The sequence below is a fragment of the Pseudomonas sp. B21-023 genome, assembly GCF_024749165.1.
Lineage (GTDB): Bacteria > Pseudomonadota > Gammaproteobacteria > Pseudomonadales > Pseudomonadaceae > Aquipseudomonas.
The window spans coordinates 4,462,045-4,488,443 of the sequence record NZ_CP087190.1 but is presented as its reverse complement, the minus strand read 5'-3'; the positions used below and the strand labels follow the sequence as shown (position 1 = coordinate 4,488,443).

General features: G+C 63.9%; 30 protein-coding genes and 1 pseudogene. 30 read left to right on the top strand and 1 reads right to left on the bottom strand.

Going from position 1 to position 26,399, the window contains the following annotated elements:
* Nucleotides 1-38: 38 nt before the first annotated feature.
* The 30 genes and pseudogenes from LOY42_RS20175 (at nucleotide 39) to recX (ending at nucleotide 25,134) form a co-directional block, all read left to right on the top strand.
* Complete coding sequence (locus tag LOY42_RS20175; RefSeq protein WP_139669571.1) at nucleotides 39-653, top strand: tail assembly protein; 615 nt, start codon at nucleotides 39-41, stop codon at nucleotides 651-653.
* Between the two features lie 22 nt (nucleotides 654-675).
* Nucleotides 676-1,686, top strand: coding sequence for a hypothetical protein (locus LOY42_RS20170; RefSeq protein ID WP_258598975.1), 1,011 nt, complete (start codon nucleotides 676-678; stop codon nucleotides 1,684-1,686).
* On the top strand, nucleotides 1,686-2,018 hold the full coding sequence (locus LOY42_RS20165; RefSeq protein WP_139669575.1) for a hypothetical protein: 333 nt from the start codon (nucleotides 1,686-1,688) through the stop codon (nucleotides 2,016-2,018). The genes LOY42_RS20170 and LOY42_RS20165 overlap by 1 nt, the downstream gene beginning before the upstream one ends.
* The gene (locus LOY42_RS20160) at nucleotides 2,008-2,220 is read left to right on the top strand and encodes a hypothetical protein (RefSeq protein WP_232968013.1); all 213 of its coding nucleotides are present in this window, start codon (nucleotides 2,008-2,010) and stop codon (nucleotides 2,218-2,220) included. The genes LOY42_RS20165 and LOY42_RS20160 overlap by 11 nt, the downstream gene beginning before the upstream one ends.
* Nucleotides 2,221-2,287: 67 nt before the next feature.
* On the top strand, nucleotides 2,288-6,265 hold the full coding sequence (locus tag LOY42_RS20155; protein ID WP_258598973.1) for a phage tail protein: 3,978 nt from the start codon (nucleotides 2,288-2,290) through the stop codon (nucleotides 6,263-6,265).
* A complete protein-coding gene (locus tag LOY42_RS20150; RefSeq protein WP_139669580.1) occupies nucleotides 6,265-6,648 on the top strand; it encodes a hypothetical protein in 384 nt (127 codons plus the stop codon). The genes LOY42_RS20155 and LOY42_RS20150 overlap by 1 nt, the downstream gene beginning before the upstream one ends.
* Nucleotides 6,632-6,832 carry a hypothetical protein gene (locus tag LOY42_RS20145; protein WP_139669582.1) on the top strand — a complete coding sequence of 67 codons (201 nt, stop codon included), beginning with the start codon at nucleotides 6,632-6,634 and terminating at the stop codon, nucleotides 6,830-6,832. The genes LOY42_RS20150 and LOY42_RS20145 overlap by 17 nt, the downstream gene beginning before the upstream one ends.
* Nucleotides 6,829-7,818, top strand: coding sequence for a hypothetical protein (locus LOY42_RS20140; RefSeq protein ID WP_139669584.1), 990 nt, complete (start codon nucleotides 6,829-6,831; stop codon nucleotides 7,816-7,818). Before LOY42_RS20145 ends, LOY42_RS20140 begins: the two co-directional genes overlap by 4 nt.
* 7 nt (nucleotides 7,819-7,825) lie before the next feature.
* A complete protein-coding gene (locus LOY42_RS20135) occupies nucleotides 7,826-8,170 on the top strand; it encodes a hypothetical protein (RefSeq protein ID WP_258598971.1) in 345 nt (114 codons plus the stop codon).
* Nucleotides 8,171-8,340: 170 nt separating this feature from the next.
* Nucleotides 8,341-8,838: a hypothetical protein gene (locus LOY42_RS20130; protein ID WP_139669588.1), complete on the top strand. Its 498-nt coding sequence runs from the start codon at nucleotides 8,341-8,343 to the stop codon at nucleotides 8,836-8,838.
* Nucleotides 8,835-9,395, top strand: a complete 561-nt coding sequence (locus LOY42_RS20125) for a phage baseplate assembly protein V (protein WP_258598968.1) — start codon at nucleotides 8,835-8,837, stop codon at nucleotides 9,393-9,395. The genes LOY42_RS20130 and LOY42_RS20125 overlap by 4 nt, the downstream gene beginning before the upstream one ends.
* Before the next feature lie 19 nt (nucleotides 9,396-9,414).
* Nucleotides 9,415-10,059 carry a hypothetical protein gene (locus LOY42_RS20120; RefSeq protein WP_139669591.1) on the top strand — a complete coding sequence of 215 codons (645 nt, stop codon included), beginning with the start codon at nucleotides 9,415-9,417 and terminating at the stop codon, nucleotides 10,057-10,059.
* Between the two features lie 177 nt (nucleotides 10,060-10,236).
* Nucleotides 10,237-10,563, top strand: coding sequence for a GPW/gp25 family protein (locus LOY42_RS20115; protein ID WP_198754663.1), 327 nt, complete (start codon nucleotides 10,237-10,239; stop codon nucleotides 10,561-10,563).
* Nucleotides 10,560-11,441 (top strand): baseplate J/gp47 family protein, encoded by an 882-nt coding sequence (locus LOY42_RS20110; protein ID WP_258598965.1) that lies wholly within the window; start codon nucleotides 10,560-10,562, stop codon nucleotides 11,439-11,441. Before LOY42_RS20115 ends, LOY42_RS20110 begins: the two co-directional genes overlap by 4 nt.
* 1 nt (nucleotide 11,442) lies before the next feature.
* Nucleotides 11,443-12,051, top strand: coding sequence for a phage tail protein I (locus tag LOY42_RS20105; RefSeq protein WP_046856796.1), 609 nt, complete (start codon nucleotides 11,443-11,445; stop codon nucleotides 12,049-12,051).
* Nucleotides 12,044-12,823 (top strand): annotated as a pseudogene (locus LOY42_RS20100) (phage tail protein); the annotation flags it as partial. The gene LOY42_RS20105 and the pseudogene LOY42_RS20100, both read left to right, overlap by 8 nt.
* A gap of 1,676 nt (nucleotides 12,824-14,499) precedes the next feature.
* Entirely contained in the window at nucleotides 14,500-14,928 is a 429-nt protein-coding gene (locus LOY42_RS20095) for a phage tail assembly chaperone (protein WP_198754687.1), read from the top strand.
* Nucleotides 14,929-15,011: 83 nt separating this feature from the next.
* Nucleotides 15,012-16,178, top strand: a complete 1,167-nt coding sequence (locus tag LOY42_RS20090) for a phage tail sheath family protein (protein ID WP_258598962.1) — start codon at nucleotides 15,012-15,014, stop codon at nucleotides 16,176-16,178.
* A gap of 13 nt (nucleotides 16,179-16,191) precedes the next feature.
* On the top strand, nucleotides 16,192-16,701 hold the full coding sequence (locus LOY42_RS20085; protein ID WP_023628885.1) for a phage major tail tube protein: 510 nt from the start codon (nucleotides 16,192-16,194) through the stop codon (nucleotides 16,699-16,701).
* A 12-nt stretch (nucleotides 16,702-16,713) separates the two neighbouring features.
* The gene (locus LOY42_RS20080) at nucleotides 16,714-17,016 is read left to right on the top strand and encodes a phage tail assembly protein (protein ID WP_023628886.1); all 303 of its coding nucleotides are present in this window, start codon (nucleotides 16,714-16,716) and stop codon (nucleotides 17,014-17,016) included.
* Between the two features lie 125 nt (nucleotides 17,017-17,141).
* The gene (locus tag LOY42_RS20075; protein WP_139669603.1) at nucleotides 17,142-19,436 is read left to right on the top strand and encodes a hypothetical protein; all 2,295 of its coding nucleotides are present in this window, start codon (nucleotides 17,142-17,144) and stop codon (nucleotides 19,434-19,436) included.
* A 9-nt stretch (nucleotides 19,437-19,445) separates the two neighbouring features.
* On the top strand, nucleotides 19,446-20,291 hold the full coding sequence (locus tag LOY42_RS20070; RefSeq protein ID WP_139669605.1) for a phage tail protein: 846 nt from the start codon (nucleotides 19,446-19,448) through the stop codon (nucleotides 20,289-20,291).
* On the top strand, nucleotides 20,266-20,472 hold the full coding sequence (locus LOY42_RS20065) for a tail protein X (RefSeq protein ID WP_102681658.1): 207 nt from the start codon (nucleotides 20,266-20,268) through the stop codon (nucleotides 20,470-20,472). The genes LOY42_RS20070 and LOY42_RS20065 overlap by 26 nt, the downstream gene beginning before the upstream one ends.
* Before the next feature lie 90 nt (nucleotides 20,473-20,562).
* Nucleotides 20,563-21,597, top strand: coding sequence for a phage late control D family protein (locus LOY42_RS20060; RefSeq protein ID WP_139669607.1), 1,035 nt, complete (start codon nucleotides 20,563-20,565; stop codon nucleotides 21,595-21,597).
* Between the two features lie 92 nt (nucleotides 21,598-21,689).
* The gene (locus LOY42_RS20055) at nucleotides 21,690-21,899 is read left to right on the top strand and encodes a Com family DNA-binding transcriptional regulator (RefSeq protein ID WP_258598958.1); all 210 of its coding nucleotides are present in this window, start codon (nucleotides 21,690-21,692) and stop codon (nucleotides 21,897-21,899) included.
* Nucleotides 21,886-22,437, top strand: a complete 552-nt coding sequence (locus LOY42_RS20050) for a glycoside hydrolase family 19 protein (RefSeq protein WP_139669611.1) — start codon at nucleotides 21,886-21,888, stop codon at nucleotides 22,435-22,437. The genes LOY42_RS20055 and LOY42_RS20050 overlap by 14 nt, the downstream gene beginning before the upstream one ends.
* A gap of 32 nt (nucleotides 22,438-22,469) precedes the next feature.
* Nucleotides 22,470-22,931, top strand: a complete 462-nt coding sequence (locus LOY42_RS20045; RefSeq protein ID WP_139669634.1) for a lysis system i-spanin subunit Rz — start codon at nucleotides 22,470-22,472, stop codon at nucleotides 22,929-22,931.
* Nucleotides 22,932-22,990: 59 nt separating this feature from the next.
* The gene (locus LOY42_RS20040; protein WP_139669613.1) at nucleotides 22,991-23,473 is read left to right on the top strand and encodes a CinA family protein; all 483 of its coding nucleotides are present in this window, start codon (nucleotides 22,991-22,993) and stop codon (nucleotides 23,471-23,473) included.
* 104 nt (nucleotides 23,474-23,577) lie between these two features.
* Nucleotides 23,578-24,654: a recombinase RecA gene (recA, locus tag LOY42_RS20035; protein WP_028690616.1), complete on the top strand. Its 1,077-nt coding sequence runs from the start codon at nucleotides 23,578-23,580 to the stop codon at nucleotides 24,652-24,654.
* Between the two features lie 9 nt (nucleotides 24,655-24,663).
* A complete protein-coding gene (gene recX / locus LOY42_RS20030; RefSeq protein WP_102681663.1) occupies nucleotides 24,664-25,134 on the top strand; it encodes a recombination regulator RecX in 471 nt (156 codons plus the stop codon).
* Between the two features lie 69 nt (nucleotides 25,135-25,203).
* On the opposite strand, the gene LOY42_RS20025 is transcribed toward recX, so the two are convergent.
* Nucleotides 25,204-26,322, bottom strand: coding sequence for an LOG family protein (locus LOY42_RS20025; protein WP_094010100.1), 1,119 nt, complete (start codon nucleotides 26,320-26,322; stop codon nucleotides 25,204-25,206).
* Nucleotides 26,323-26,399: the final 77 nt, after the last annotated feature.

The window sequence follows — 26,399 nt, the reverse complement described above, 5'->3', positions numbered from 1 at the left end:
CGGCCTCGAGGCGGCCGCTTCTTGCACAAGGAGTTGCGATGTCAGCTGCAGCCATCATCCCTTCACCGCTGACCACCATTCGGCTCAGCGGCCAATTGCGTCGGTTCGGCAAGACCTTCGAACTGGCGGTGCGCACCCCGCGCGAGGCAATCAAGGCGCTGTGCGTCCAGTTGCCGGGGTTTGAGCGTTTTCTTGCCAATGCCGGTTCGCGCGGCCTGGAGTTCGCCGTCTACAGCGACAAGCGCAATGTCGGTGAGGCCGAACTGGATTTCCAGGCGCGCGACGAGATCCGAATTGTGCCCGTTGTTGTCGGCAGCAAGCGTGCCGGGAGTCTGCAGACCATCATTGGTGTTGTCCTGATCGCCGTGGCGGCAATCGCCACCAACGGCGCTTCGCTGCCATTCTCTGCCGGTGGTTGGGGCACGATGGCCACCGTGGGGTTTTCCATGGCCATGGGCGGCGTAATGCAACTGCTCAGCCCACAGCCCAAAGGGTTGAGCATGAGCGCGGGGCCGGAAAACACCCCTGGCTATGCCTTTGGCAGCGCTCGCAACACCACGGCCTCCGGCAATCCGGTGGCCTTGTGCGTGGGTAAGCGACGCTGGGGCGGAGCAATCATCAGTGCGGCGATCTATGCCGAGGACCGCCAGTGAACCTTCCGCATCAGGAGGCAACATGCCCATGCAGCAAGTGAACCTGGGCACCCCACCCAGCGCCGTCGATGGCGATAGTGCACGCACGGCCTTCACCCGCATCAACGATAACTTCAAGACGCTGGACGGTATGGGCGTCAGTGGCCCGGTCGATGGCAACAGGGCCATCCAGGACTGCAACCTGGCATTGTCGCCGGGGCTGTGGCTGGCGACTTCCGGCACTGCCAGCAACCGGCCGCCAGGGCTGACCTATGTGCTTTTGCGCGTCAGTACGACCGACTACGGCGCCATCGTCCAGGAGGCGGTGGATGTCATCCATGGCGACCAGGCGGTGCGTACTTTCAACCCCAACAACAACACCTGGGGGCACTGGATCAGTGCCTCGGGCCAGGGCGGCAGGACGCTGCCAGGCGGGGGCAACATCGGTGGCCTCGGAATCGACACGCACAAGCCACATTCTGGCTTGTACGGGTATTACCAGGGGCCGGGGGAACCAGGCGGTGCGTTGAGCGTGCTCGAAACGCTATGGCATGCCGACCCGCAATGGAGCACCCAGTTGGCGATGGGGGTGTCGACCAACGAGTTGTTCTACCGCTCGATCAGCAAGAACGCTACGACCGCACCTGCTTTCGCTCGGGTCTACACCAGCCATAACAGTCTCGGGGCGGTGTCCGGCATTGCTGCCGGTGGCCTCATAGAGTCCGGCGTCAACGCCAATGGCAGCTACACCAAGTTCGCCGATGGCAGCTTATTGTGTGCGGGCGACTTCGTCCTCCCTGCCGCACCGCTGAACGCCGAAGCTGCTGTCAACGTGGTGTTCGCTGCAGCCTTCGCCCAGGTGCCCAGGGTAGTCGCCAATCCGGTGGTATCGGCCTCTGGCAGCGGCTCGCAAGCCGATGCCGGGCTCATCAACATGAACGGCACCTATATGTCGGTCACCGCCAGCTCCATGGCGTTTCGCTCCTGGACCTATCGCCACGCGACCACGGCGGGCGTGATCTTCCATTACACGGCCACTGGGAGGTGGCGCTGATGATCATCAACCTGGTTCCGATTCGCCACGATCAGCCGTTGACACTTGCGGTCAAGGGTGACGCGTTGACACTCAATGGTCAGACCTTCGATTTCACCCCGCTGGCGGAAGGGGCTTCGTTGCCAAGCACCGCCATTGCCTCGTCGTGGTTCCATGGCGATGTAAGGCGCATCGAGGGGCGCCTGCACCTGACCCTGATGTTGCCCCACGGGGCGCGCGCACCGCTCGCCACGCGCTTCCCCCAGCCAATACAGGTTGAAGCGGATGGCCTGCTGGCCTTGCCACGCTATGAGTTGCCGAAATGCGAGGAGCCCAGCAGCGATGAACATTGATTTCACTCAAGCGCTGAGTGCCGAGGTGCGTCAGGCTCACCAGCGCCAGGCCGCGAACGACAGCCGGCGTGCCGAGCTGGCCCGCTGGCTGCGCGATACCGATTGGTATGTCATCCGCGAGTTGGAAACCGGCAAGGCCATGCCCGAGGACATTGCCCGCCAGCGCGCCGATGCGCGTGACCAGATCGACGCCCTGGCGTGATCGCTGGCCATCCAGCCCTGTCTAGCCAACCGCCTTGGAGGCGGTTTTTTTACGCCTGGAGGAACTCATGGGCGCAATCAGCAAACCTGTGATCACCGGCCGCAAAGGTGGTCAGAAACAGCCCAAGGCGCCTGTCGAGGCGCCGGACAGCCTGCGCTCTGTCGCAGTCGCCAAGATGCTTATCGCCGTGGGTGAAGGTGAATTCGCGGGCACCCCGGGCGCCCAGGACATCTTCCTGGACGGCACCCCGCTTATGGACGCCAACGGCAACTACAACTTCCCCGGGGTGAAATGGGAATGGCGGCCGGGTTCGCTCGAGCAGGCGCACATCCCCGGTATTCCTTCGGTGGACAACGAGATCACCCAAGGTATCGAGTTGCGCAATGACAAGCCCTGGGTACGCGCGCTTGACGATATCCGCCTGTCGGCGGTACGCCTGCGTTTTGCCTGGCCGGCGCTGCAGGCCATGGACAGCGCGGGTAACGTCAACGGTTACCGCATCGAGTACGCGGTGGACGTGGCCACCGACGGCGGGGCCTATGTCGAGGTGCTCAAGGATGCCGTGCATGGCAAGAGCTCCAGCACCTATGAGCGTACCCGCCGTATCGACCTGCCCAAGGCCGAGCGTGGCTGGAGCCTGCGGGTGCGGCGCCTGACGGTGAACCAGAATACCAACAAGGTCGCCGACACCATGCAGATCGCCGGCCTGACCGAGGTGATCGATGCCAAGTTGCGCTATCCCAATACCGCGCTGCTGTACATCGAGTTTTCCGCCGAGCAGTTTCGCAATATTCCGGCGGTGACGGTCGAGTGCAAGGGACGCAAATGGCCAGTGCCAAGCAACTACGACCCAGAGAGCCGTCGCTACCTGGGCATCTGGGACGGTACCTTCAAGCAGGCTTGGACCGATAACCCGGCCTGGGTCACCTATGGCATCACCACCAACGACCGCTTTGGTCTCGGCCGGCGCATCAAACCGTGGATGGTCGACAAGTGGGAGCTGTACCGCATCGCCCAGTATTGCGACCAACTGGTGCCCGACGGTCGCGGTGGCGAAGAGCCGCGCTTCACCTGCAACCTCAACCTGCAGGGCAAGGCCGAGGCCTGGTCGCTGCTGCGCGACATCGCCGGGATCTACCGTGGCATGACGTATTGGGCCCAGGGCCAGTTGTACAGCTTGGCCGATATGCCGCGGGCCACCGACTTCGATTTTGCCTACACCCGGGCCAATGTCGTCGACGGCAAGTTTTCCTATTCCAGCAGCTCGGAGCGCAGCCGCTACAGCCGTGCGCTGGTCAGCTACGACAACCCGCTGAACAACTACGACACCGATGTCACCGTGGTGGCCGACGACAAGCTGCTGCGCCGGTATGGCGACAACCCACTTGAACTCAGTGCCATTGGCTGTACCCGCGAGTCCGAAGCGCAGCGGCGCGGAAAATGGGCGCTGCTGACCAACTCGCGTGACCGCGGCATCAGCTTCCGGGTCGGTATGGACGGGCGTATCCCTTTGCCTGGCTACGTCATCCCGGTGGCCGACGAACTGCTGGCCGGTCGCCCAGTGGGCGGGCGCCTCGCCGCCGGCTTTGCCCGGCAGGTCACCCTGGATCGCGACACCCAGGCCAAGCCTGGGGACCGGTTGATTCTCAACCTGCCGGACGGCACCTGCGAAGGACGCACCATCGAGTCGGTTGTCGGGCGGCGGATAACCCTCACCACCGCGTATTCCCGCAAGCCGCGGGCCGAGCTGGTCTGGGCACTGGATGCACCAGAGCTGGCGATCCCGCTGTACCGCGTCACCAGTGTTTCGTGCCCAGAACCTGGGATCTACGAAATCGGTGCGGTGCAGTACGAACCGAGCAAGTTCGACCATATCGATACCGGCGCGCGCCTGGAGGAACGGCCGATCAGTGTCACGCCGATCAACCTGGTGCCGGCGCCGACCAGCGTTACCCTGAGCAGCCATCATGTGGTCAGCCAGGGCCTGGCGGTCAGCACCATGACCATCACCTGGCCGGCAGTGGCGGGGGCGGTGGCCTACGAGGTGCAGTGGCGCAAGGACGACGGCAACTGGATCAGCCTGCCGCGTACGGGCACCACCAGTGTCGATGTGGTTGGCATTTATGCCGGCGCCTATTTGGCGCGCGTGCGCGCGATCAGCGTTGGCGAGATCACGTCGATCTGGCGCAACTCGGAACTGACCGGACTCAAGGGCAAGGAAGGCCTGCCACCGGCGGTGGCGTTCCTGCGCGCCACGTCCGAGATCTTCGCCATTCGCTTGCAGTGGGGTTACCCGCAAGGCGCCGAAGATACGGCCTATACGCAAATCGAAATGGCCTCGCAAAGCAGCGGGCAGAACCCGGTGGCGCTGGGCCTGTTCGCCTATCCGACCTCGACGTACCTGCATTCGGGCATGGCGGCGGCAGTGGAGCGCTACTTCCGCGCCCGGCTGGTGGATCGCACCGGCAACGTCGGCCCATGGTCCGAGTGGGTCCATGGCCAGTCGAGCGACGATGCCGCAGCAGTTCTCGAGTACCTGGACGGCAAGATCGGCGAAACCCATCTTGGCCAGCAACTGCTGAGTGAGATCGGCAAGATTGATGGCGATGGTCCGGGTTCTGTGAATGAGCGCCTCAAGGCCGCGGACGCCGCCTTGCAGCGCCAGATCAGTTCGCTGTCGACGCAGGTGGCCGACCAGGCCGGCGCGCCGGACTGGAAGGCCGATGTGGCCTACCTCGCCGGGTCGCTGGTGAAGGAGGCGGGCAAACTGTACCGGGCCAAGGCCGATGTTCCCGTCGCCACGCCGGTGAGCAACGCCGGCTACTGGGAATACATGGGTGTGTACTCGTCACTGGGTGACCTGGTGGCTGCCCTGGCCACGCGCATTGACAAGGTGCAGACAAGCGTCGAGGACATCGAGGGTGAACTGACGGCCGTGGCCACCCGCGTGCTTGGCGTGGAGGCTGCGGTGCAGCCGCACATGGCGGGCGATTCGGCGGGCTGGCGTGCAGGTGAGACCGGCTCCTACGCCGGCGCGTGGTCGGTTTACGCCGCCTTTAGTGAGGGCGACCGAGCCATTGCCCGGCAGGTCACCGAAGTCAAAGCCCAGGTCGACGGCAGCCTGTCGCGCGTGGTGCGCACCGTCGATACGCTGTCTGACAACATTTCGGCGCTGGCGCGCGACAACCAGACACTGACGGCACGGGTCGGTGAGACCAAGGCCTTGGTCGAGGACACCTCCGAAGCGCAGGTGAAGCTTGATGGTGATGTCCGGGCGACCCGCAACATCAAGGTCGGCGTCGACGTCAATGGTCGCTACTACAGCGCCGGCATGGGTATCGGCGTGGAAAATACCCCGGGCGGCATGCAGTCCCAGGTGCTGTTCCTCGCTGATCGTTTCGCAGTGATGCACCAGGTCGGTGGCACGCCCAAGTCGGTGTTCGCAGTCAACAACGGCCAGGTGTTCATGGACAACTCGGTGATCGGCGCCGCCAGTATCGGCAGCGCCAAGATTGCCGATGCCGCGATCACCCAGGCGAAGATCGCCGACCTGTCCGTCAGCAACGCCAAGATTGCCGACCTGTCGGTCAATACCGCGAAGATCACCGACCTGTCGGTCAACACCCTGAAGATCGCAGGTCGTTCGGTCACCTTGCCTTATTCGGCCTACACGGCTGCACAGATCAACAGCCCAGCCAACCATGGCGCGCCCACCTGGGTCGAGGTCCAGGCCCTGGGGTTCAGCAGCAATGGTTGGGAGAAACTCTGCACCTTCTCTGCCCAGGTCGGGATGATGTCGACGGGCTGGTGTTTCTGGCGGGTGCTGCTCAATGGTGCGGTCTGGTTGCAGGGGCGTTGCAGCTCGGCGGGGCGCGATCCGGCCATGACCCCCAACTCAAGTTTCAATACCAGTGCCTTGCTTACCGGCTATGCCGGCTACAACGAGCTGCGCCTGCAGTTCTCCGCGCCTAACGGCAGCGGGATCACGGGGTTGTCCATGAGTTGCGACAACCGCTCCATCACGGTTCTCGAGGTCCAACGCTGATGTTGCTTTCCACCATCAAGATCGTCGACTACGACAAGACGACCGGCCAGATCCTGCGAGCGATCACCTGGCCGGACCCCATGGAGGCGGCCAGGTACTACCCGGGGTGCCTCTACCTGCCCGAGCACACCGATACCGATGACATACGCCGCTATGTCAAGGATCGCACGGTGATCGACCGCCCCGAGATGCCGGTCACCTTCGATGGCCGGTTTCTGTCTGGCGTGCCCGCAGGTGCCACGATCGCCATCGACGGAGTCGAGTATCGCGCCGACGGTTCGCCGGCCATCGAGGTCGAGTTTGAATCCCCGGCGCGTTACCAGATCGTTGTCTCCCACTGGCCCTACCTGGACGCGAGGTTCGAACATGAAGATTTCGCATAAGGCCGACCACAGGACGCTGCGCGCCGCCGAGTACCCCTCGCTGGCCGACCAGCTCGATGCGTTGTGGCATGCCATGCACCGCGGCCAGCTTCCGGCGGCCGAGCCCTTTTACTCGGACGTAAAGCGGGTGAAGGACAAGTACCCCAAATCACCGCGTCATCAGCATTCGACGGAGCAACCATGACACTCGATCCAGTCAGACTGGGCACACCGCCGAGCGGCACCGATGGCGATGATGCCCGCACCGCATTCACCCGTATCAACGCCAACTTCGCCGAATTGGACAACACTGGCTTCACCGGCCATTTCCCGGCGACACGCGAGGTATCCGACTGCAACCACGCCTCTGGGCCGGGTTGGTGGTCGGCCCTAGGCGGCACGGCGGCGAACCTGCCGCCGGGGATCACCTATCCCTGTATCTACACCGCGGTGAGCGCCAGCGGGTTCGTCACTCAGCTGGCCATCGAGGCGGTGAGCGGGAAGTCCGCAACGCGGGCATACAACGTGAACAACGCCCAATGGACTGCCTGGGTCGTCCATGCGAACGCGGCGAACCTTGGCACGGCAGCGGCGGCCAGCCTCACCGCTTCGGCGTTGGACGCCACGCCGGGGCGAGTACTCAAGGTAGGCGACCATGGCATCGGTGCCGACGCGCTCAGCGTAGCCGACCTCAACGCGCTGGTGGGCAAGGGCGGGGTGTACCGGTTCAACAATGACGCCATCAACCGTCCACCGGGAATCACCTATGGCGCGGTGCTGCACCTGGGGCGGGCTGGCGCCAGCGAAGCCATCCAGGTGGCCTACTCGGTGACCGGCTACGAAGCGGCGGTTCGTTACCTTGTGGGCGGCGTGTGGCGGGTGTGGGTCAACAGCACGCCTGCCTGGCTGGGCCAGACCTGGCAGAACATGACCGGGGCTCGTGCAGCGGGGGTCGCCTACACCAACGACACCGGTCGGCCAATCCAAGTGTCGGCGTTGTTCGGCCCGGCGAATGCGGCCAACGTCACTGCGGTCCTGACCATCAATGGGCTTGGGCTCTACGGGCAGTACGCAGGCGGTGCAGGGGTGTACGTCAATACCGCCACTGCCGTGGTGCCCCCGGGCGCCAGTTACTCGGTCAGCGCCGCCAATGGGGCTGCCAACCTAGTCCATTTCTTCGAGTTGAGGTAACGCCAGCATGTTGTTCTACAAAGACCCCGACAGCGGCCAGATCCATGCGTACAGAGAGGAAACCGTGGACCAGTACCTGCAACCCGGGCTGGTCGCGATCAGTGACAGCGAGTATCAGGAGTTCATCGACCAGCAGGCGCTGACCGTCAGCAAGGGCGAGGAGGGGTTGTGGGTCGCCGCGCAACTACGAGAGGCAGCGGAACAGATCCTGATGCTCGACGATGACGACCCGGCCGCGATGCCCGGCACTACGGTTGCCGACTGGCGGGGTTATCGGGTCGCCCTGCGGGCCTGGAAGGACGGGGCCGAGGGTTTCCCTGGCCGCCAATACCGTCCGCGGCGCCCGCAATAGTGCCGATGAGCTCGACGACCGACCGCCACCCGGCGGTATTTTTTTGCCCGCGCAAACGCTATGGCCTGGCCCCGCGCCAGCGCCACCCACGATCCGACCGTGCTGCCGTTTCGACGCCGGTCGACCTTGGCCGCATCCATCTTGGGCCCGCAACGAGACAAGGAGCGAGCATGAGCGAGCTGTCGATTCTGCAAGCAACCATGACGGCGACCCTTCGCGAGGCGATGCCTGGCCTGGCAACGGTCGCCGCGCATACGCAGGGCGCTGGCCAACCGGCGCTGCCGGCCTTGCGCCATGGCATTGTCAGCATGATCGCCGACACCGCGCCGCGCGATGGCCGCTCGGTGTTGGTAGTTACCTTCGAGGCCGACATCGCAGCCAGCCCAGGCAGCGCGGATAGCCGCCTGCAGGGCAGCGAGTTGGCCGCGCAACTGATGGACCTGCTGCGTCAGCAGGTATGGGGGCTGGACTTCGTCGAAGCCGCCCGTGACGTGCGGGCGCAGTATCAGGACGGCAGCTGGGCCGTGCAATGGCAGCAGCCGGTGCTGTTGGGCGAACCGAGCTGGCCCTGGCCCGACCAGCCCGCTGGCAGCTTGGTGCTAGGCGTGTACCCCGACACCGGTCCCGGCAACGAGCACAAGTACCTGGCCCCGGAGGATCTGGCATGAGCTACGCCAGTGCCATGCACGATCGCATGCTGGCCAGCCTGGTGATTCCGTGCCGGGTGGTCGCGGTCGACCTGGTCGCAGCCCGGGTGCGGGTGTCCGATGGCGGCGGCTGGACCAGTGCCTGGGTGCGCTGGCATGCCCAGGCTGCCGGCAAGGCCCGTCACTGGCGGGTACCGAGCCTGGACGAGCAGGGTGTGCTGATCAGCCCCAGCGGCGAACCGGCCCAGGGCACCTTCGTCCCGGGGTTATACGGCAATGCCGGGACGGCGCCGGACAACCGCGACCATGTCGAGGTCTGGCGCTTCGACGACGGCGGCTCGCTGGCCTACGACTGGCTGGCCAAACGCTATGACATCCAGCTGCCCAGCGGCCAGGTCACGGTCCAGGTCGGCGGCAGCACCCTGGTGGTCAGCGACAACCTCATCACCCTCGAAGCCGCGTCGATCACCCTCTCCGGCAACGTCTCCATCAACGGCCCGCTGACGGTCAGCGGCGATATCAATGGCGGTAGCCGGATCATCGATACGGCCGGCAACACCGCCAATCACAAGCACTGAACAAGGATCTGATCAGACCATGAAAAAATTCAAACCCACTCTAGTCGCGCTCACCCTGCTGTGTAGCGTCATGGCCCCCGGTGCCTGGGCGGCAACTGCCCAGTCGTGGAACCTGGCCCGGGACATGTACATCGCGACGCAGAATGCCGCACCCGATTCGCCCTGGTCGTTCATGCAGAACAAGACCGCCGTCAATGCCGCGGCCAACTACACCCCGATGCCGACCTTCGTTGCAGACTCCTGCAGCGGCGCCAACGTCACCTGCTGGCGGGACGATGCAACGGGTGCCTACGTGAGTGTTATCAAGAAGAGTTTCACGTTCACAGGCTCTGGTGGCAGTTTCGTCTTCAAGCAAGGCGAGGTGGCGACCCATCCGGGAGCCGAAAGCCAGAGCATCGTGCGCTGGGCCAGCCCGATCGCCGGCAAGATCAACGTGCTTGGCCGTGTGAACGACCTGCACAACGCATGTGGCGATGGCATCACATGGTCACTCAACCTCGGGGATAGCGTGTTGCAGTCGGGCAATCTGGCCAACGGCGGCAGTGCTGTCATCAAGGCAAGCGAAATCGAGGTGTCCACCACCTCGATGCTCTACCTGGTGATCGACAGGAAGGTCAGCAATGCATGTGACGCCACCAGCCTGGATCTGCTGATTACCAACTGACCCCCGCGGACGGACATGCGGTCAATGCGCCGCCCGCGCACCAGACTCTGCTATCCGGTAGCTGTTGCGCGAAGGCCGTGTGGTTTCTGGGCAGCCCAAGGCCGCAACTGGCCTTCTCATCAAGGAGAACACTATGCCTACCTTTCCACGGGCCATGCCCGTGACCGACGGTGCGTCATGATCGGCATGGATCGCCGCACCGGCCAACCCCTGTCGGGCGTGGCCCACCTGCGTCAATCCATCGAAGACATCCTCACCACACCATTAGGTAGCCGTCGCATGCGCCCTGACTACGGCAGCCAGCTGCGCCGCTACATCGACCTGCCGGTCAACGAGGGCTGGAAGAGCGCGGTGCAGGCCGAGGTAGCCCGCGCCCTGGGGCGCTGGGAACCGCGCTTGAAGCTCGACCGGGTCAAGGTGGTGGCCATGCTCGACGGCCAGGTCAGCCTGGCCCTGAGCGGCCGTTATCTGGGCGATGACGCCCTGGTGGAGGTGACCGTATGAGCCAGGTCGACCTGTCGAAACTACCCGCGCCGCAACTGCTCGAAGACCTTGATTTCGAGGTGCTCTACCAGGAAGACCTGACTAGCTTCCGCACCCAGATGGGTGAAGGCTGGACCGCCAACCTGGAAAGCGACCCGGTGACCAAGCTGCTCGAGGTGGGCGCCTACCGCAAGCTGCTCAACCGGGCGCGCATCAACGACGCGGCCAAGGCGCTGCTGCTGGCCTACGCCCAAGGCAGCGACCTCGACCAACTGGCGGCCAACGTCAACCTGCAGCGCCTGGTGATCCAGGTCGCGAACCCGAGCACGATCCCTCCGACCGAGGCCGTGCTCGAATCCGACGACGCCCTGCGCGAACGGGTGCAGCTGGTCTACGAAGGCCTGACCACCGCCGGCCCGCGCAACAGCTACATCCTCCATGCCCGCAACGCTTCGGGGCGGGTCGCCGACGCGACCGCCGAAAGCCCGTCGCCGGCCGTGGTGGATGTCACTGTGCTGAGCCTGGACAGCGACGGCGTGGCCAGCCCAGAGCTGCTGGCGCAGGTCAACGCCTACCTCAACGACGACGATATCCGCCCGGTCGCCGACCGGGTCAATGTGCGCAGCGCCGAGGTGTTGCCATACCGCGTCGAGGCGGTGCTGCACATGGCCGATAACGGCCCGGAGTTCGAAGCGATCCTCAGCGAGTGCCGACGCCGTCTCCAGGCTTGGGTCAACCCGCGCCGACGCCTGGGCGTCGAGGTCGCCCGTTCGGGGATCGACGCGCAACTGCATATCGACGGCGTGAGCCGCGTCGAGCTGGTCGGTTGGAGCGATATCCGCCCGAGCAAGGCCCAGGCCGCCTGGTGTACGGACATCGAACTGCGGCGGGGTGGCTGACATGCAGAGTCTTCTGCCGCTCAACCGCACGCCACTGGAGCGGGCCATCGAGGTGGCCGCCGACGAAGACCTCAAGGCCGCCTTGCGCACCCTCTACAACCCCGACACCTGCCCGGCGCACCTGCTCTACCAGTTGGCCTGGGCCTGGTCGGTGGACCGCTGGGACGACAGCTGGAGCGAGGCGATCAAGCGCTCGGTGATCCGCTCGGCGTTCTTCGTCCACGCCCACAAGGGCACCCTCGGCGCCCTGCGGCGGGTGGTCGAACCGTTCGGCTACCTGATCGAGGTGCAGGAATGGTGGCAGACCCAGCCGGCCGGAGTACCGGGCACCTTTGCGCTGAAGGTCGGGGTGACCGACACCGGCATCAGCGAGGAAACCTACAACGAACTGTCGTCGCTGATCGACGACGCCCGGCCGGTCAGCCGCCACATGACGGGGCTGGCGATCAGCCTCGAAAGCCGTGGCGCCCTCTACTTCGGCTGCACGCTGCAGGACGGCGACGAACTCGACGTCTACCCGCCGGCACCTCCTGACCTGATCGTCAGTGGCGCCATTGGTCGCGGCGGCCGGGAACACACAATCGATACCTTGGACATTGCACATGGTTGACCAGAATTCCCAGTTCTACGCCATCCTCACCAACGTGGGCGCGGCGAAACAGGCCAACGCGGATGCCTTGGGCATCCCGTGGAAAATCACCCAGATGGGCGTGGGCGACGCCAACGGCGCCGACCCCACCCCCAACGCCACCCAGACCAGCCTGATCAACGAATGGCGCCGGGCGCCGCTGAACCAGCTGAAGGTGGACGACAAGAACAGCGCGATCATCGTCGCCGAGCAGGTCATCCCGGCGGATGTCGGCGGCAAGTGGATCCGCGAGATCGCGCTGTACGACGCCGATGGCGACATGGTTGCCGTGGCCAACTGCGCGCCGACCTACAAACCGTTGCTCAGCCAGGGCTCCGGGCGTACCCAAGTGGTGCGCATGAACCTGATCGTCAGCAGTGCCAGCAATGTGCAGCTTAAGATCGATCCGGCTGTGGTCCTGGCTACTCGTGAGTGGGTCACCGAGGAGTTGGCGCGGCAGGATTTCAAGCATTCGGTGCAGGTTGCGACCACAGCCGCCATTACCCTGAGCGGGTTGCAGACCATCGATGGTGTTGCATTGCAGGCGGGCACCCGGGTGCTGGTCAAGGATCAGACGGCGGCCAAGGACAATGGTCTCTACTTGGCGGGCGCAGGCGCATGGACGCGCTGCAGCGATGCTGACAGTGATGCCAAGATCACACCTGGCCTACTGGTGCTGGTCGAGAAGGGCACGGCTAATGGCGATAGCGCTTGGCAGTTGGTCAGCGATGGAGCGACGACCTTGGGTGTCAGTGCTCAGAACTATGAAATGGCCTTCGGTCGTAGCGGAGTGTCGGCAGGGACTTATCGTAGTGTCACGGTAGACAAGTACGGGCGAGTGATTGCCGCGACCAACCCGACTACGGTAGCTGGGTACGGATTGACCGATGTGTACACCAAAGGTCAAGTGGATACTGCGCTCGCGCTCAAGGCTCCACTGGCAAGTCCTTCGTTTAGCGGTGACCCTCGAGCTCCGACCCCGGCCACAACGGATAGCGATACCTCTATCGCTACTACTGCGTTTGTACGCAATGTGCTTGCCCGGTATGGTCTGGCGTCTAATGTCGCCTCCATCTGGGCAGGGAATATCGACGAGATTACCGAAACAGGACTCTACCTATCGACTACTGTCACCACTGGGGCTTTTCCGGTGTACGCGGGAGAGTCACTGGTGGGCGGCATGCTGTTTCACTTGGAGCGCGATGCAGAGAAGTCGGCATTGCAACTCTGGGAAACGGTTACCAGTGGAGTGGGCGAAACACCGGGTGGTCTTACCTTTAAGCGGTCGCGCCTGCTCAACGGTAAATGGAGTGCCTGGGGACAGCTGTGGGATGGCCTCAACACGCCAAAAATGGATTCGCCGCTGGACCGAGTGTCCGGGCGGATGGTGACGTCTGGTGCCTATGGCCTGGGTATGGCCATTGCCAGTGCAGAGGTGGACCTAAATAAATACACCGTGCCTGGTAATTTCCTGACACCTATGGCGGGCGTGCTGAATCTTCCGGCTGGCTGGATAAGCGGATCACGACGTTACTCTCTGGTCGTGGATGGGTACAGCGATAAGAACTATCTGACGCAAACACTGACTTCAGGGCAGTCAGGTCTGGCGGACGATCCTGTATTGCGCGCCATTCGATCCATGTCCAATGAATCCAAGTGGTCCGCATGGCGAATCCTGGCACCCACCGATAATCCGGTGTTCACCGGAAATCCAACTGCTCCGACACCTGCGCGTGGCAACATCTCGACCCAGTTGGCGACCACCCAGTTCGTTAAAGAAATGGGCTTTACGTTCCCTTCCAGCTCCGTCGCTTTCCCATCAGGTTCCACGTTGACCATGGCCGAGGTCGGGCGAATGGTGTACATGGATGGCGGAGGTGCCCAGACATGGAGTGGCAGCGTAGTACTTCCATCTTCGGGTATCCCAAGGGGGTCTGTGTTCTGTCTCTCCGTAGGTTCTGGGAATGGCACTATCACTGTTCATAAACCCGCTGTGGCTGGAGGTTATATCGCCATAGGTTCTAGGTCCTATGACACTGTGACGATTCGTTCCAACGAACCCCCCTTGATGCTGATCTGTAATGCTGATCATACCTATGCGGTGATTTCTGGCGGCCTTTCAAATACAGCTGACTATAGCTCTCAGCTTTCAGCTAACGGATGGGCAAAAAATCCCAATGGATTGATTCAGCAGTGGGGCGTTGCCTTGGTACCGGCAGTCGGAACTTTGGATGTAACACTTCCGGTTACTTTTCCAAATCAAGGGATCACGGTTGTTTGCTCCTATACGTTTGGCCTGGGGGGCGCCGCAGGTCGGTGTGGTGCTGGATATCTGAATACTTCCACGATCCGAGTTGAAAGCGCCGTGCCGGTAGGTGTCGGCGGGTATCAAACAGTTTATTGGTTCGCTATCGGAAGATAGGAGGAATAATGTTTTTTTATTCAGCTGTAACTGGCGGGCTTTACGTTCATGACATCAATGGAACGACTATGCCGGTTGATGTGATGGAAATCAGTGAAGAGAAGTATCTGGCTCTGATATCAGCCGCAGCCGAAGGGAACGTGCTGGTTCCTGATAGCAATGGTTTACCGTTGATCTCGGCCCCTCGAGTAAATTCAGGGGCTTTGGCATCCGCCGAGCGAGAATGGCGTGACGCGCAACTTGCTGCAACTGATGGTTTGGTATCACGCCACCGCGATGAACTGGAGAGTGGCACGGAAACTACAGTGACCTCTGCCCAGTACACCGAACTGCAAGCTTATCGCAAAACACTCCGTTCTTGGCCCGAGTCTGGTCAGTTCCCACTGATCGAGCATCGTCCTCCCGCCCCGGCTTGGCTATCTGATGGTCTTTCATAACGCCCTGTCAATCAGGGCGTTTTCTTATCTGCTGCACTCTATTTCAGCCCCGCTAAGCGGGGCTTTTCATATCAGGAGTACTTATGAGTGGTTTTTTCCACGGCGTAACCGTTACCAACGTAGACACCGGTGCCCGCAGCATCGCGCTGCCGTCGTCCTCGATCATCGGCCTGGTCGACACCTTCACCGAAGGCCCGGGCGTCACCGCCAAGGCCAATGACCTGATTCTGATCACCAGCGAGCGCGAAGCGGTCGCGGCGTTCGGCCAGGACGCGGCGATCACCAAGGCTTGCCGCGCCATCTACAGCCGCGCCAAGGCGGTTATCGTCGCTTGCGGCGTGGCCAAGCTCGAAGACGCCGCCGAGCAGACCTCGGCGATCATCGGCAATGTGCTGGCCGACGGCAAGCGCACCGGCCTGCAGGCGCTGCTCGACGGCAAGAGCCGTTTCAACGCCCAGCCGCGCCTGCTGGTCACCCCCAAGCACAGCGCCACCCAGGCCGTTGGCACCGCCCTGGTGGCCTTGGCCGACAAGCTGCGCGCCATCGCCATCATCGACGGCCCCAACAGCACCGACGAAGCGGCCATCGCCTACGCCAAGAACTTCGGCGCCAAGCGCGCCTTCCTGGTCGACCCGGGCGTGCGCTACTGGGACAACGCCGCAGAGGCCACCGTCGACGCGCCGGGTTCGGCCTGGGTTGCCGGCCTGTTCGCCTACACCGACCGCGAGTACGGCTTCTGGGCCTCGCCGTCGAACAAGGAGTTCGTCGGCATCACCGGCACCACCCGCGCCGTGGAGTTCCTCGATGGTGACGACACCTGCCGCGCCAACCTGCTGAACAACGCCAACATCGCCACCATCATCCGCGACGACGGCTTCCGCCTGTGGGGCAACCGCACCCTGTCGAGCGACCCGAAATGGGCCTTCGTCACCCGCGTGCGGACCATGGACATCGTCATGGACGCGATCCTCTACGGCCACAAGTGGGCCGTCGACCGCTCCATCACCGCCACCTACGTCAAGGACGTCACCGAGGGCCTGCAGGCCTTCATGCGCGACCTGAAGAACCAGGGCGCGATCATCAACTTCGAGGTCTTCGCCGATCCGGAGCTGAACACCGCCAGCCAACTGGAGCAGGGCAAGGTGTACTGGAACATCCGTTTCACCGATGTACCGCCTGCCGAAAACCCCAATTTCCGCGTCGAAGTCACCAACCAGTGGCTGACCGAAGTCCTCGATTCCGCCGCTTAAGGAGCGCACCTACATGGCAATGATTCCCGAAACACTGGCCAACCTGAACCTGTTCGTCGATGGCGTCAGCTTCCAGGGCGACGTGCCCAGCCTGACCCTGCCCAAGCTCACCCTGAAGATGGAAGAGCACCGCCCCGGCGGCATGGACATGCCGGTCGAGATGGACCAGGGCATGGAGAAGCAGGAAGCCGCCTTCACCACCACCGGCGTGCGCCGCGAGTCGCTGAAGTTCTTCGGCCTGGCCGACGGCACCGCCTTCAACGGCACCTTCCGCGGTGCCTTCAAGGGCCTCAAGGGCAAGATCAACCCGGTCATCGTCACCCTGCGCGGTTCGCTGAAAGAGATCGACATGGGCGACTGGAAGTCTGGCGACAAGGCCGAGATCAAGCACAGCGTCGCCGTCACCTACTACAAACTCGAAGTCGATGGTCGCCTGGTCTACGAAATCGATGCCCTGGGCATGAAGCGGGTGATCGACGGCGTCGACCAGCTGGCCGCCCAGCGCGCCGCCCTGGGTCTTTAAGGAGAACATTCGATGGCTCAAGCGAAGAAACTGCCGCAATGGCTGACCGTCAACGCCGAGCGCGTGACCGTGCGCCTGTCGCGCCCCAGCGAAGCCAATGGCGTGCAGGTCGACAGCCTGTCGCTGCGCGCACCGACCGTGCGTGACATCCGCAATGCCCAGGCCGGTGGCGCAGTTGACGACGAGCAGCGCGAACTGAACCTGTTCGCCTCGCTCGCCGAAGTTGGCATCAAGGACCTCGAAGGCCTGGCCCTGAAGGACTACAGCCGCCTGCAGACCGGCTATTTTCGCCTGGTGCAGGACGACGAGGTTTGACCCTGCCCGGCAGAAGGCCGCCGCCAGGCGGCTGGCCAAGGAGCTGAACTTTTCCGCCAGCGAGATCATGTCCATGTCGTACAGCGACATGGTCTGGTGGCTGGCGGAGTGACAAGGAGGAACCTATGGCGAACACACAGCTGTTCACCCTCGGCGTCACCAGCAACCAGGCGTTGGGCAGGTCCGCCGAGCGCTTGCGTGTTCAGGTCGAGCACCTGCGCAGGCAAGCGGATGGTACCCGGCTCGGGCGGTTGATCGGCGAGGTCATCCGCCTGGGGCTCGAACTGGACAAGGTGGACCAGGCCGAAAGGCGGCTGGATAACGACCAGGCAGGAACCCATGAGGCGCAGATCGAGCGATTGCGCCGTGAGGGGAATGAGGTCGAGCGCTTGCGCAGGTTGTATCTGTCACTTGGACGCAAACCGTTGGAACTGCGTTCGGTGGTGGTGGCCTCGAGTGCGGCCGTCGCCAAGGAATCAGCAGTTCCGACGTTGGCGCAGCGCAAGGCGGCCTTGCTGGAGGGGACGAGCACCGCGCCACGGCCGGCCCGGGGTGATCCGCCCGAGGCGCGCAGTGCGGAGCAGGGGCGTGTGCCTCTGGAGTCGGCGAATGCGGGTTTGACGGTGCTCAAGGCTGGAGCGGTCGGTGCCGGTACTGTCGGTGTCGCCGCTGGCGCTGCCTGGGGAGCACGTTCGTATTATCAAAGTCGAACGCCGGAAAGACGCAGCGAGATCACCAAGGGCCTGAAGGAGAACGGTGGCAAGGCGGCGGCCAAGGGCGTCACCAAGCTTGGCTTGGCCATGCTCAAGGATAAGGGCGAGGACAAGGCCGAGGCCGCAGGTGCAGCCCTTGGAGGCGTACTCGGCAATCTGGGAGCGGAGCTCCTGGGCGGCCTGACCAGGAACAAGCAGATCCAGAAGTACGGCGGTGAGATCGGCGAAATGATCGGCGAAGGCGTCGGTGGGTTGATCGGCAAGACGGTTTTCGGCTGGTTTTCCGATACGCCCGCCGCCAACGATGCCTCAGGCACGGACAAGGCTGCGGCTGATGCTTCAGCGCAACGTTCTGTCGATGCGCCCGAGGGTACCGCCACGCCGCGAGGAGAGGCCCGAAGCGCCGCACTCGAGAGCGCTGCTGCAGCTCAAGAGCTCCCCTCCGAGGGCCCCGCCAATGGTGCTCGGGAGATCATGAAGGGCGGATTGATCGCGGCAGGTGCGCTGGGTGGTACCGCGTTTGCCGCCTGGGGCGCGCGGACCTACCAAGGGCAATCTCCCGAACGACGCACCGAGATCACTAGCGGTCTGCGGGAGAACGGTGGCAAGGCGGCGGCCAAGGGCGCCACCAAGCTTGGCCTGGCCATGCTCAAGGACAAGAGCGAGGACCAGGCCGAGGCGGTGGGTGCTGCTTTCGGGAGTGTGCTGGGGAGCCTTGGGGCGGAACTGCTCGGAGGCGTGACCAAGAACAAGCAGATCCAGAAGTACGGCGGTGAGATCGGCGAGATGATCGGCGAAGGTCTCGGCGGCCTGGCTGGCAAGACGCTCCATGGCTTGTTCTCCGACAAGCCAGCCGCCAACGATGCTCCTGCCGATAAGACCAAGATTCCTGCTGCTGTCACTCGCATGCCTAAAGCCAGTGACGATGTCGAGGAACCGGAGGAAGAGGAGGAGGAAGAAGAGGTCGACGAAGGTGAGGACGAGGCAGCCTTCTTCGAGGCCCAGGAAGCTGTCCCGGACAGTCCTCCAGCCACTGCATCGCCAGCCAGCGCGGTCGGGCTCGCCGGTACTGCGTTCGCCGGCCTGACGGGCAGGGCAGGGGCCGGCAATGCCAGCGCCTCGGTGGCAAGGCGAGTGTTCAGGCGCATCCCAGGTGCCGCCTTGCTCGATACCGGCCTGCAACTTGCCGACACCTACAACAGCGATGCCTCGCCCGAGCAGAAACTCGAGGGTTATGGCACCGCCGCTGGCGGCCTGGGAGGCGGTTTGGCCGGTGCTGCGGCAGGTGCTGCCATCGGCTCGGTGGTACCGGTGATTGGCACCGCGATCGGTGGCCTGATCGGTGGCGTGCTGGGCAGCATGGGAGGTGAAAGCATTGGCGGCTGGTTGGGCAAGGCGCTGGGTTCGGGCAAGGAAGAGCCTGCCGCCAAGCCGAGCCTGGGGGAGGCCGTACGGGCAATGGATAGCCCTGCAGCACAGCCGCCGCTACCCGCGCCGCCGGTAGCGACGGCAACGCCTGCGGTACCACCCGCGCCAATCAACCAGCAGTTCACCTTCACCGCCAACATGCCGGTCACCTTCAGCAACAGCCTCGATGACCCTTCCGTGCTGCAACAGTTGGAGGCCATCGCCCGTCGTCAGCTGGAAGAGCTGATGCGCCAGGCCCGATCGGCGCAGTTGGCCGACACCCCACATATCGCACTTTAAGGAGGATCCATGACCTATCTGGAGCAGCTGCAAGCCACGCTGCACGCCCTGGTCAAGGCGGGAGAGGCAGGGCGTCGGCGTGCCGACGCCATGCTCGATCCGATGAACGACGCGATCGGCCATATACAAGGCGCCGTGGGTGAACTGGAAGGTTTGCCGGTGGTTGGTCCGGTCATCGGTGCCAAGCTCCAGCGCACGATGCGTGCGATCGACAATGCCCAGGTCAGGGTCGCCAAGGTGGTAGCCAAGTATGACCAGGCGGTGGCGGTGGTACGTCAGGTGCGTGATCGCATCGACGGCTTCGCCGCCCATGCCGCCAAGGCCGGGGCAGCGATCCGCCGTGTGGTGGGGGAGGTGCGTTCGACCGTCAAGGGCGTGCTGTCGACGCTGGGCTTCGCGCCCGAGGCGACGCCAGCCGCCGAAGCGGTCAAGCCATTCCCCCACCTGTTGGTGATGCAACCACTCAAGGCCGGTTCAGCGCCGTACTACTTCAACCTCGATACCGCTGCCTTCGACCAGTTGCGCCGGCAGACCCGCTTCCGCTGGGCCGGCCAGGAGCGGCTAAGCCGCGACACCGCGCAGCAGGCTGTGAGCCTGGGTGAAGAGACCATCAGCATTCGCGGGGCGATCTTCCCGGGTTTCAAGGGTGGCCTCGGCCAGTTGCAGACGCTGCGCAGCATTGGCCGCCAGTTGCTGCCGCTGTCGTTGACCACTGGCTACGGCGAGGTGCTCGGCACTTGGTGCCTGACCAGCATCGAGGAAGAGCAGAGTGTCCTGCTGGCCGGCGGCATTCCGCGCAAACAAGGGTTTTCACTGGAGTTCGTGAGCTATGGCCAAGACCTGCACAACGTCTGAGGGCGACCTGCTCGACACCCTCTGCCAGCACTATTACGGCCACCTGACCGGCACGGTCGAGGCCGTGCTGGATGCCAACCAAGGGCTGGCGGACGAGGCGCAGCCGTTTCGCGCCGGGGTGAGGATCCTGTTACCGGAACTGCCGATGACGACCAGCGAAACCTTGCAACTGTGGGACTGACGGGATGCACGTTCTGTTGTGGGAGCGGGCTTGCCCCGCGATGGCCCAGCTCGGGCGCTGCCGCGAAACTACAGGTTTGGAGCTTCAACCATGCAACCCCAATTCCGTATCACCGCCGACGGCAACGACATCACCAACCTGATCAACGACCGTCTGCTGCTGCTGCGCACCACCGATAAACCTGGCCTCGAGTCGGACGAATTCGAACTGCGCATCGATGCCCGTGACGGCAACGTGGCGCTGCCGGCCAGGGGCGCGTTGCTGGAGGTGCACCTGGGCTACGCCGGCCAGCCTTTGAGCCGCCTGGGCCGCTACACCGTCGATGAGGTCGAGCTGTCGGGCCCGCCAGACACCCTGGTGATCCGCGGCAAGGCCAGTGACCTGCGCGGCAGCGGCAAGACCATCCGCAGCGGCAGCTGGGAGAACACGACGCTGCAGCGCATCGTCGCCGAGATCGGCGCCCGCAACGGATGGCAGGCGGTGTGCCCGGTGGCCGTGCAGGTGCCGCGGGTAGACCAGTACAGCGAGTCGGACTTCAACTTCGTCACCCGCCTGGCGCGCCAGCACGACTGCACCGCCAAGCTCGCCAATGGGCAACTGCTGGTGCTGCCGCGCCAGGGCGGACATAGCGCCAGCGGCAAGCCTCTGGACGTGGTGGGCATTACACGCAACCAGGTCAGCCAGTGGCAGTTCCGCCTGGCCGACAAGAGCATCCACAAGGCCGTCAGGACCCGCCACCAGGACAGCGCCAGCGGGTGCCTGCAGGCGGTGGAACTGGACAATGGCGATGCTCCGGACGGGCTGCAGCCGGTGTACACCGACCGCCACCTCTACCCCAACCGAGCCGCAGCGGAGCAGGCCGCCCGTGCCCGCCTGGCCAGCTTCAACCGCGACACCGCCAGCGTGCGCCTGGACATGCCCGGGCGCACCGACCTGTTCGCCGAGCGCACCATCGATGTCCAGGGCTTCCTCGCCGGGCTCGATGGTCTCTACCTGGTCGAGTCGGTCGAGCAGGTGTTCACCAGCAGTGGCTGGCGCACCACCGTGCAATGCAATGGCGGGCGCCAGGGCAAGGCCAGGGCCAAGGGCTCCGCGCCCAGGCGGGCGGGGACGCTCAAGGCCTGAGGCAGGGTGGAGACGGTTTCCCGGTGCCTGCGGGCAAACGCGCTTCCTATAGTCGCTTCTTGCTACTCAATTCGCTTCAGGATCACCCTCATATGTTCATCGACCTTCGCTGTGGGCAGTGCCGCAAGCTGCTGGCCCGCATCACCCCGGTTTCCGAGCTCCAGATCAAGTGCGTCCGCTGCCGTACCTTGAATCATGTGAAAGCCGCGCGCTTCGAGCCATCGCCCATGAGCGAGCCACCGGCGGCACTGGCCGCCGTTAGATCCGATCGCAATGGAGAATGCGCCGATGCCGCTCACTGAACAGCAACTCAAGCAGATCTACCCGCTCGCCGGCCAACGCGTCGCCGCGTTTCTGCCGGTGCTGAACACGGCCATGGCCAACTGGGAGATCGACCACCCCAAGCGCGTTGCCGCGTTCCTGGCCCAGGTCGGCCATGAGTCGGGTCAATTGCGCTATGTGAAGGAGCTGGGCAACGACAAGTACCTGGCCCGCTACGACACCGGCACCCTGGCCCTGCGCCTGGGCAACACGCCCGAAGCCGACGGTGACGGCCAGCGCTATTGCGGCCGTGGCCTGATCCAGGTGACCGGGCGTAACAACTACCAGGCCTGCAGCCGTGCATTGTTCGGTGACGAGCGCCTGCTGGCGCAACCGCAGATGCTCGAACAGCCGCGTTGGGCGTGCGAATCGGCGGCCTGGTTCTGGCACTCGCGTGGGCTCAACGCCCTGGCCGACCAGGGCGAGTTCAACCGCATCACCCGGCATATCAACGGTGGCTTGAACGGCTTGTCCGAGCGCCTCGAACTGTGGGCGCGGGCGCGGGAGCTGCTGTGCTGAGCCGCCTGCAACTGGCGGTGTGCATTGGGTTGATGGTGTTGTCCGCTGCCGTGGCCTGGCAGGCGCAGGGCTGGCGCCTTGGTCGCCAGCTGGCAGCACAGGAACAAGCGCTGGTGCAGCAGCGCCTGGACCAGGCCGAGGCGCTGCACGGCATGCTGCTGGCCGAGCGCGAGCAGCGCCAGGGCCTCGAACAACGCCTGCACGACAGCGAAACCAAACATTTCCAGGAGTTGACCGATGCCCAGCACACTCAGGCTCGCCTGCGTGACCGCCTTGCTACTACCGATCTGCGCCTGTCGGTCCTGGTCGAGCGCGACACCGCCTGTGCCCCAGTGCCTGCCGCCACCGGCGCCGCCAGGGTGGATCATGGCTCCGTACGCGCCCGACTTGACCCGGCGCATGCTCGACGAATTATCGCCATCACCGACGACGGCGACCGCGGACTGATCGCCTTGCGGGCGTGCCAGGCCTATATCCGTGCCCTGGCCCCCTGAGCGCTTGCCAGAAGGGGCGGGAGTGGTAGGGTAGGGCGCAGTCTTGCCAGGAGCCCATCATGGACCCGATCACTATTCTCTCCACCCGCCTGGGCGAACACCTGCGGCGCTTCAATGCCCAGGTGACCACTGCCGAGTCGTGCACCGGCGGCGGCATCGCCGAGGCCATCACCCGCATCCCCGGCAGTTCGGCCTGGTTCGAGGCCGGCTACGTCACCTACTCGAATGCCCAGAAAACCCGCCAGCTTGGTGTACCCGGGGTGTTGTTCGCCGAGGTGGGCGCGGTCAGCCAGGAGGTGGTCGAGGCCATGGTACGCGGCGCCCAGGCCGCCAGCGGCGCGCGCTTTGCGGTCGCGGTCAGTGGCGTGGCAGGCCCCGACGGCGGTTCAGCCGCCAAGCCGGTGGGCACGGTGTGGCTGGCCTGGGCCGACGGCGACCACGTGAGCAGCGAGCGCCGACACTTCGATGGTGACCGCGAAGCGGTGCGCCGACAGACGGTGATCGCCGCGTTAGACGGCTTGTTACAGCTTGGTGCGGAGTAATTCGCCCGACGGGGGTTTGCGGAAACGAATCCCTGTGGAATAATACTGGCTACTTATACAGTTATTTCGGCCGTCAGGGCCACGTCGAACACGTGAGGATTTCAATGGACGACAACAAGAAGCGCGCCTTGGCTGCGGCCCTGGGTCAGATCGAACGCCAATTCGGCAAAGGCGCGGTCATGCGCATGGGCGACCACGAGCGCCAGGCGATCCCCGCCATCTCCACCGGTTCGCTGGGCCTGGACATCGCCCTGGGCATTGGCGGCCTGCCGAAAGGCCGTATCGTCGAGATCTACGGTCCGGAGTCTTCGGGTAAAACCACGCTGACCCTGTCGGTCATCGCCGAAGCCCAGAAAAACGGCGCCACCTGCGCTTTCGTCGACGCCGAACACGCCCTCGACCCTGAATACGCCGGCAAGCTGGGCGTCAACGTCGACGACCTGCTGGTCTCGCAGCCAGACACCGGCGAGCAGGCCCTGGAAATCACCGACATGCTGGTGCGCTCCAACGCCGTCGACGTGATCATCGTCGACTCCGTGGCCGCGCTGGTTCCCAAGGCCGAGATCGAAGGCGAGATGGGCGACATGCACGTCGGCCTGCAGGCCCGTCTGATGTCCCAGGCGCTGCGCAAGATCACTGGTAACATCAAGAACGCCAACTGCCTGGTCATCTTCATCAACCAGATCCGTATGAAGATCGGCGTGATGTTCGGTAGCCCGGAAACCACCACCGGCGGTAACGCCTTGAAGTTCTACGCCTCCGTGCGCCTGGACATTCGCCGTACCGGCGCGGTCAAGGAAGGTGATGAGGTGGTCGGTAGCGAAACTCGCGTCAAGATCGTCAAGAACAAGGTCTCGCCGCCGTTCCGCCAGGCCGAGTTCCAGATCCTCTACGGCAAGGGCATCTACCGCAACGGCGAAATCATCGACCTGGGTGTTTCCCAAGGCCTGGTTGAAAAATCCGGTGCCTGGTACAGCTACCAGGGCAACAAGATCGGTCAGGGCAAGGCCAACGCCGCCAAGTACCTGCAAGAGAACCCGGCCATTGGTAGCGAGATCGAGAAGCAGATTCGCGACAAGCTGCTGACCGCCGGTGCCGCCGCCGCTGCAGCAGCGGCCGCCAAGGCCGGTGCCGCCGAAGCCGATGCCGATGATCTGGCTGACGCCGACGCCGGTTATTGATCTGCCTCCATGTCCGTCGTACTCGACACCCCCGTCGCCGTTCGGCGGACAGCCATGGACCTGCTCGCACGCCGCGAGCATGGTCGCGTGGAGCTGACCCGCAAGCTGCGTCAACGCGGTGCTACCGATGAGTTGATCGAGCCCGCGCTTGATCGGCTTGCCGAGGAGGGGCTGCTCAGCGAGGCCCGCTACCTTGAAAGCTTCATACGCTATCGTTCCGGCTCAGGCTATGGCCCTGGGCGTATCCGTGAGGAGCTTGGCCAGCGAGGTCTGGACCGAGGCGATATCGACCAGGCACTGCGTGACAGCGAAGTGGACTGGGCGGTGCGGTTGAAAGAGGTGTGGCAGCGCAAGTTCTCTGGGCAACTCCCCCATGACCCGCGCAGCCGCGCACAGCAAACGCGCTTTCTCGCCTACCGTGGGTTTTCCATGGAAATGATCGGTCGGCTGCTCAGCGGGCGCGATCTTGACGATTATTGAAGCGTGACCAGCATTGATGGCCCACATGGCTGACCCCGACTGGGGCCAGCCATGTGGGCCATTTTGCGTTCAGTTCACCCGCAGGGCTTCCCGGGCTCGTTGGGTGGTGTGCATTGGCTGGGGTTTGGCCCAGTTCTCCGACAGGTTGATGAAGTCCACCAGTTCGCGCAGGCGACCCTGGTCACGGCCGTTGAAGGCAAAGGTCAGGCGTGTCAGGTGGCTGAAGTTGCCTTCTTCGTGCTCCGCGCCACTGTCAGGCTGCTGGTGATACCTGCCGCTCAGGCGCAGGTCGGCAAAACCTTCCTCCACGTCATGCAGCGCGGCCTCGCTCAAGGGGTGGTGCATGCGGATGACGAACTGGTTCTTCAGCCATCGGCTGGAGTGGTAGTTGCTGTAGAACTGGTTGATTTCCTCCACCGCCTCGTCGGCACTGTGCACCAGGCGTACCAGCTTGAGGTCGCTGGGCAGGATGTAGCGGTTCTCTTCCAGTTGGCGGCTGATGAAGGCCAGGGCATCCTGCCAGAAACTACCGCCGGGCGAGTCGAGCAGCACCACCGGAACCAACGGGCTCTTGCCGGTCTGGATCAGGGTGAGTACTTCCAGCGCCTCATCAAGGGTGCCGAAGCCTCCCGGGCAGAGCACCAGCGCATCGGCCTCCTTGACGAAGAACAGCTTGCGAATGAAAAAGAAATGGAACGGCAGCAGCTTGTCGGTGCCATTGACGGTGGCATTGGCATGTTGCTCGAAGGGCAAGGTGATGTTGAAACCCAGGCTGTGATCGCTGCCGGCGCCTTCGTGGGCGGCGGCCATGATGCCGCCTCCGGCGCCGGTGATCACCATCAGGTCGGAACGTGCCAGCGTTGCGCCCAGCTCCCGGGCCAGCGCATACATGGGGTGCTCCAACGGCGTTCGTGCCGAGCCGAACACGGTGACTTTGCGCCGCCCCTTGTAATGCTCGAGGGTGCGGAACGAATGGTCGAGCTCACGCAGGGCCTGCAGGGTGATCTTGGCGTTCCAGCGGTTGCGGTCGTCGTGGGCCATGCGCAGCACGGTCAGCAGCATGTCGCGGTACAGCGGCAGGTTGGGGCTGTTCGGGGCAACCAGTTGCAGTTGCTCGTCGATCTTGCTCAGGTCGATGCCGTGGTCCCTGAAGTGGTTAAACAGCAGCTCGTTCGATTGGTAAGGCATTCAACGTCTCCTTCTGCAGCAAAACCTCTGACCGGGTCGATGGCAGGTCCCGGCCGCGACACTGCGTGTGTCGCTGG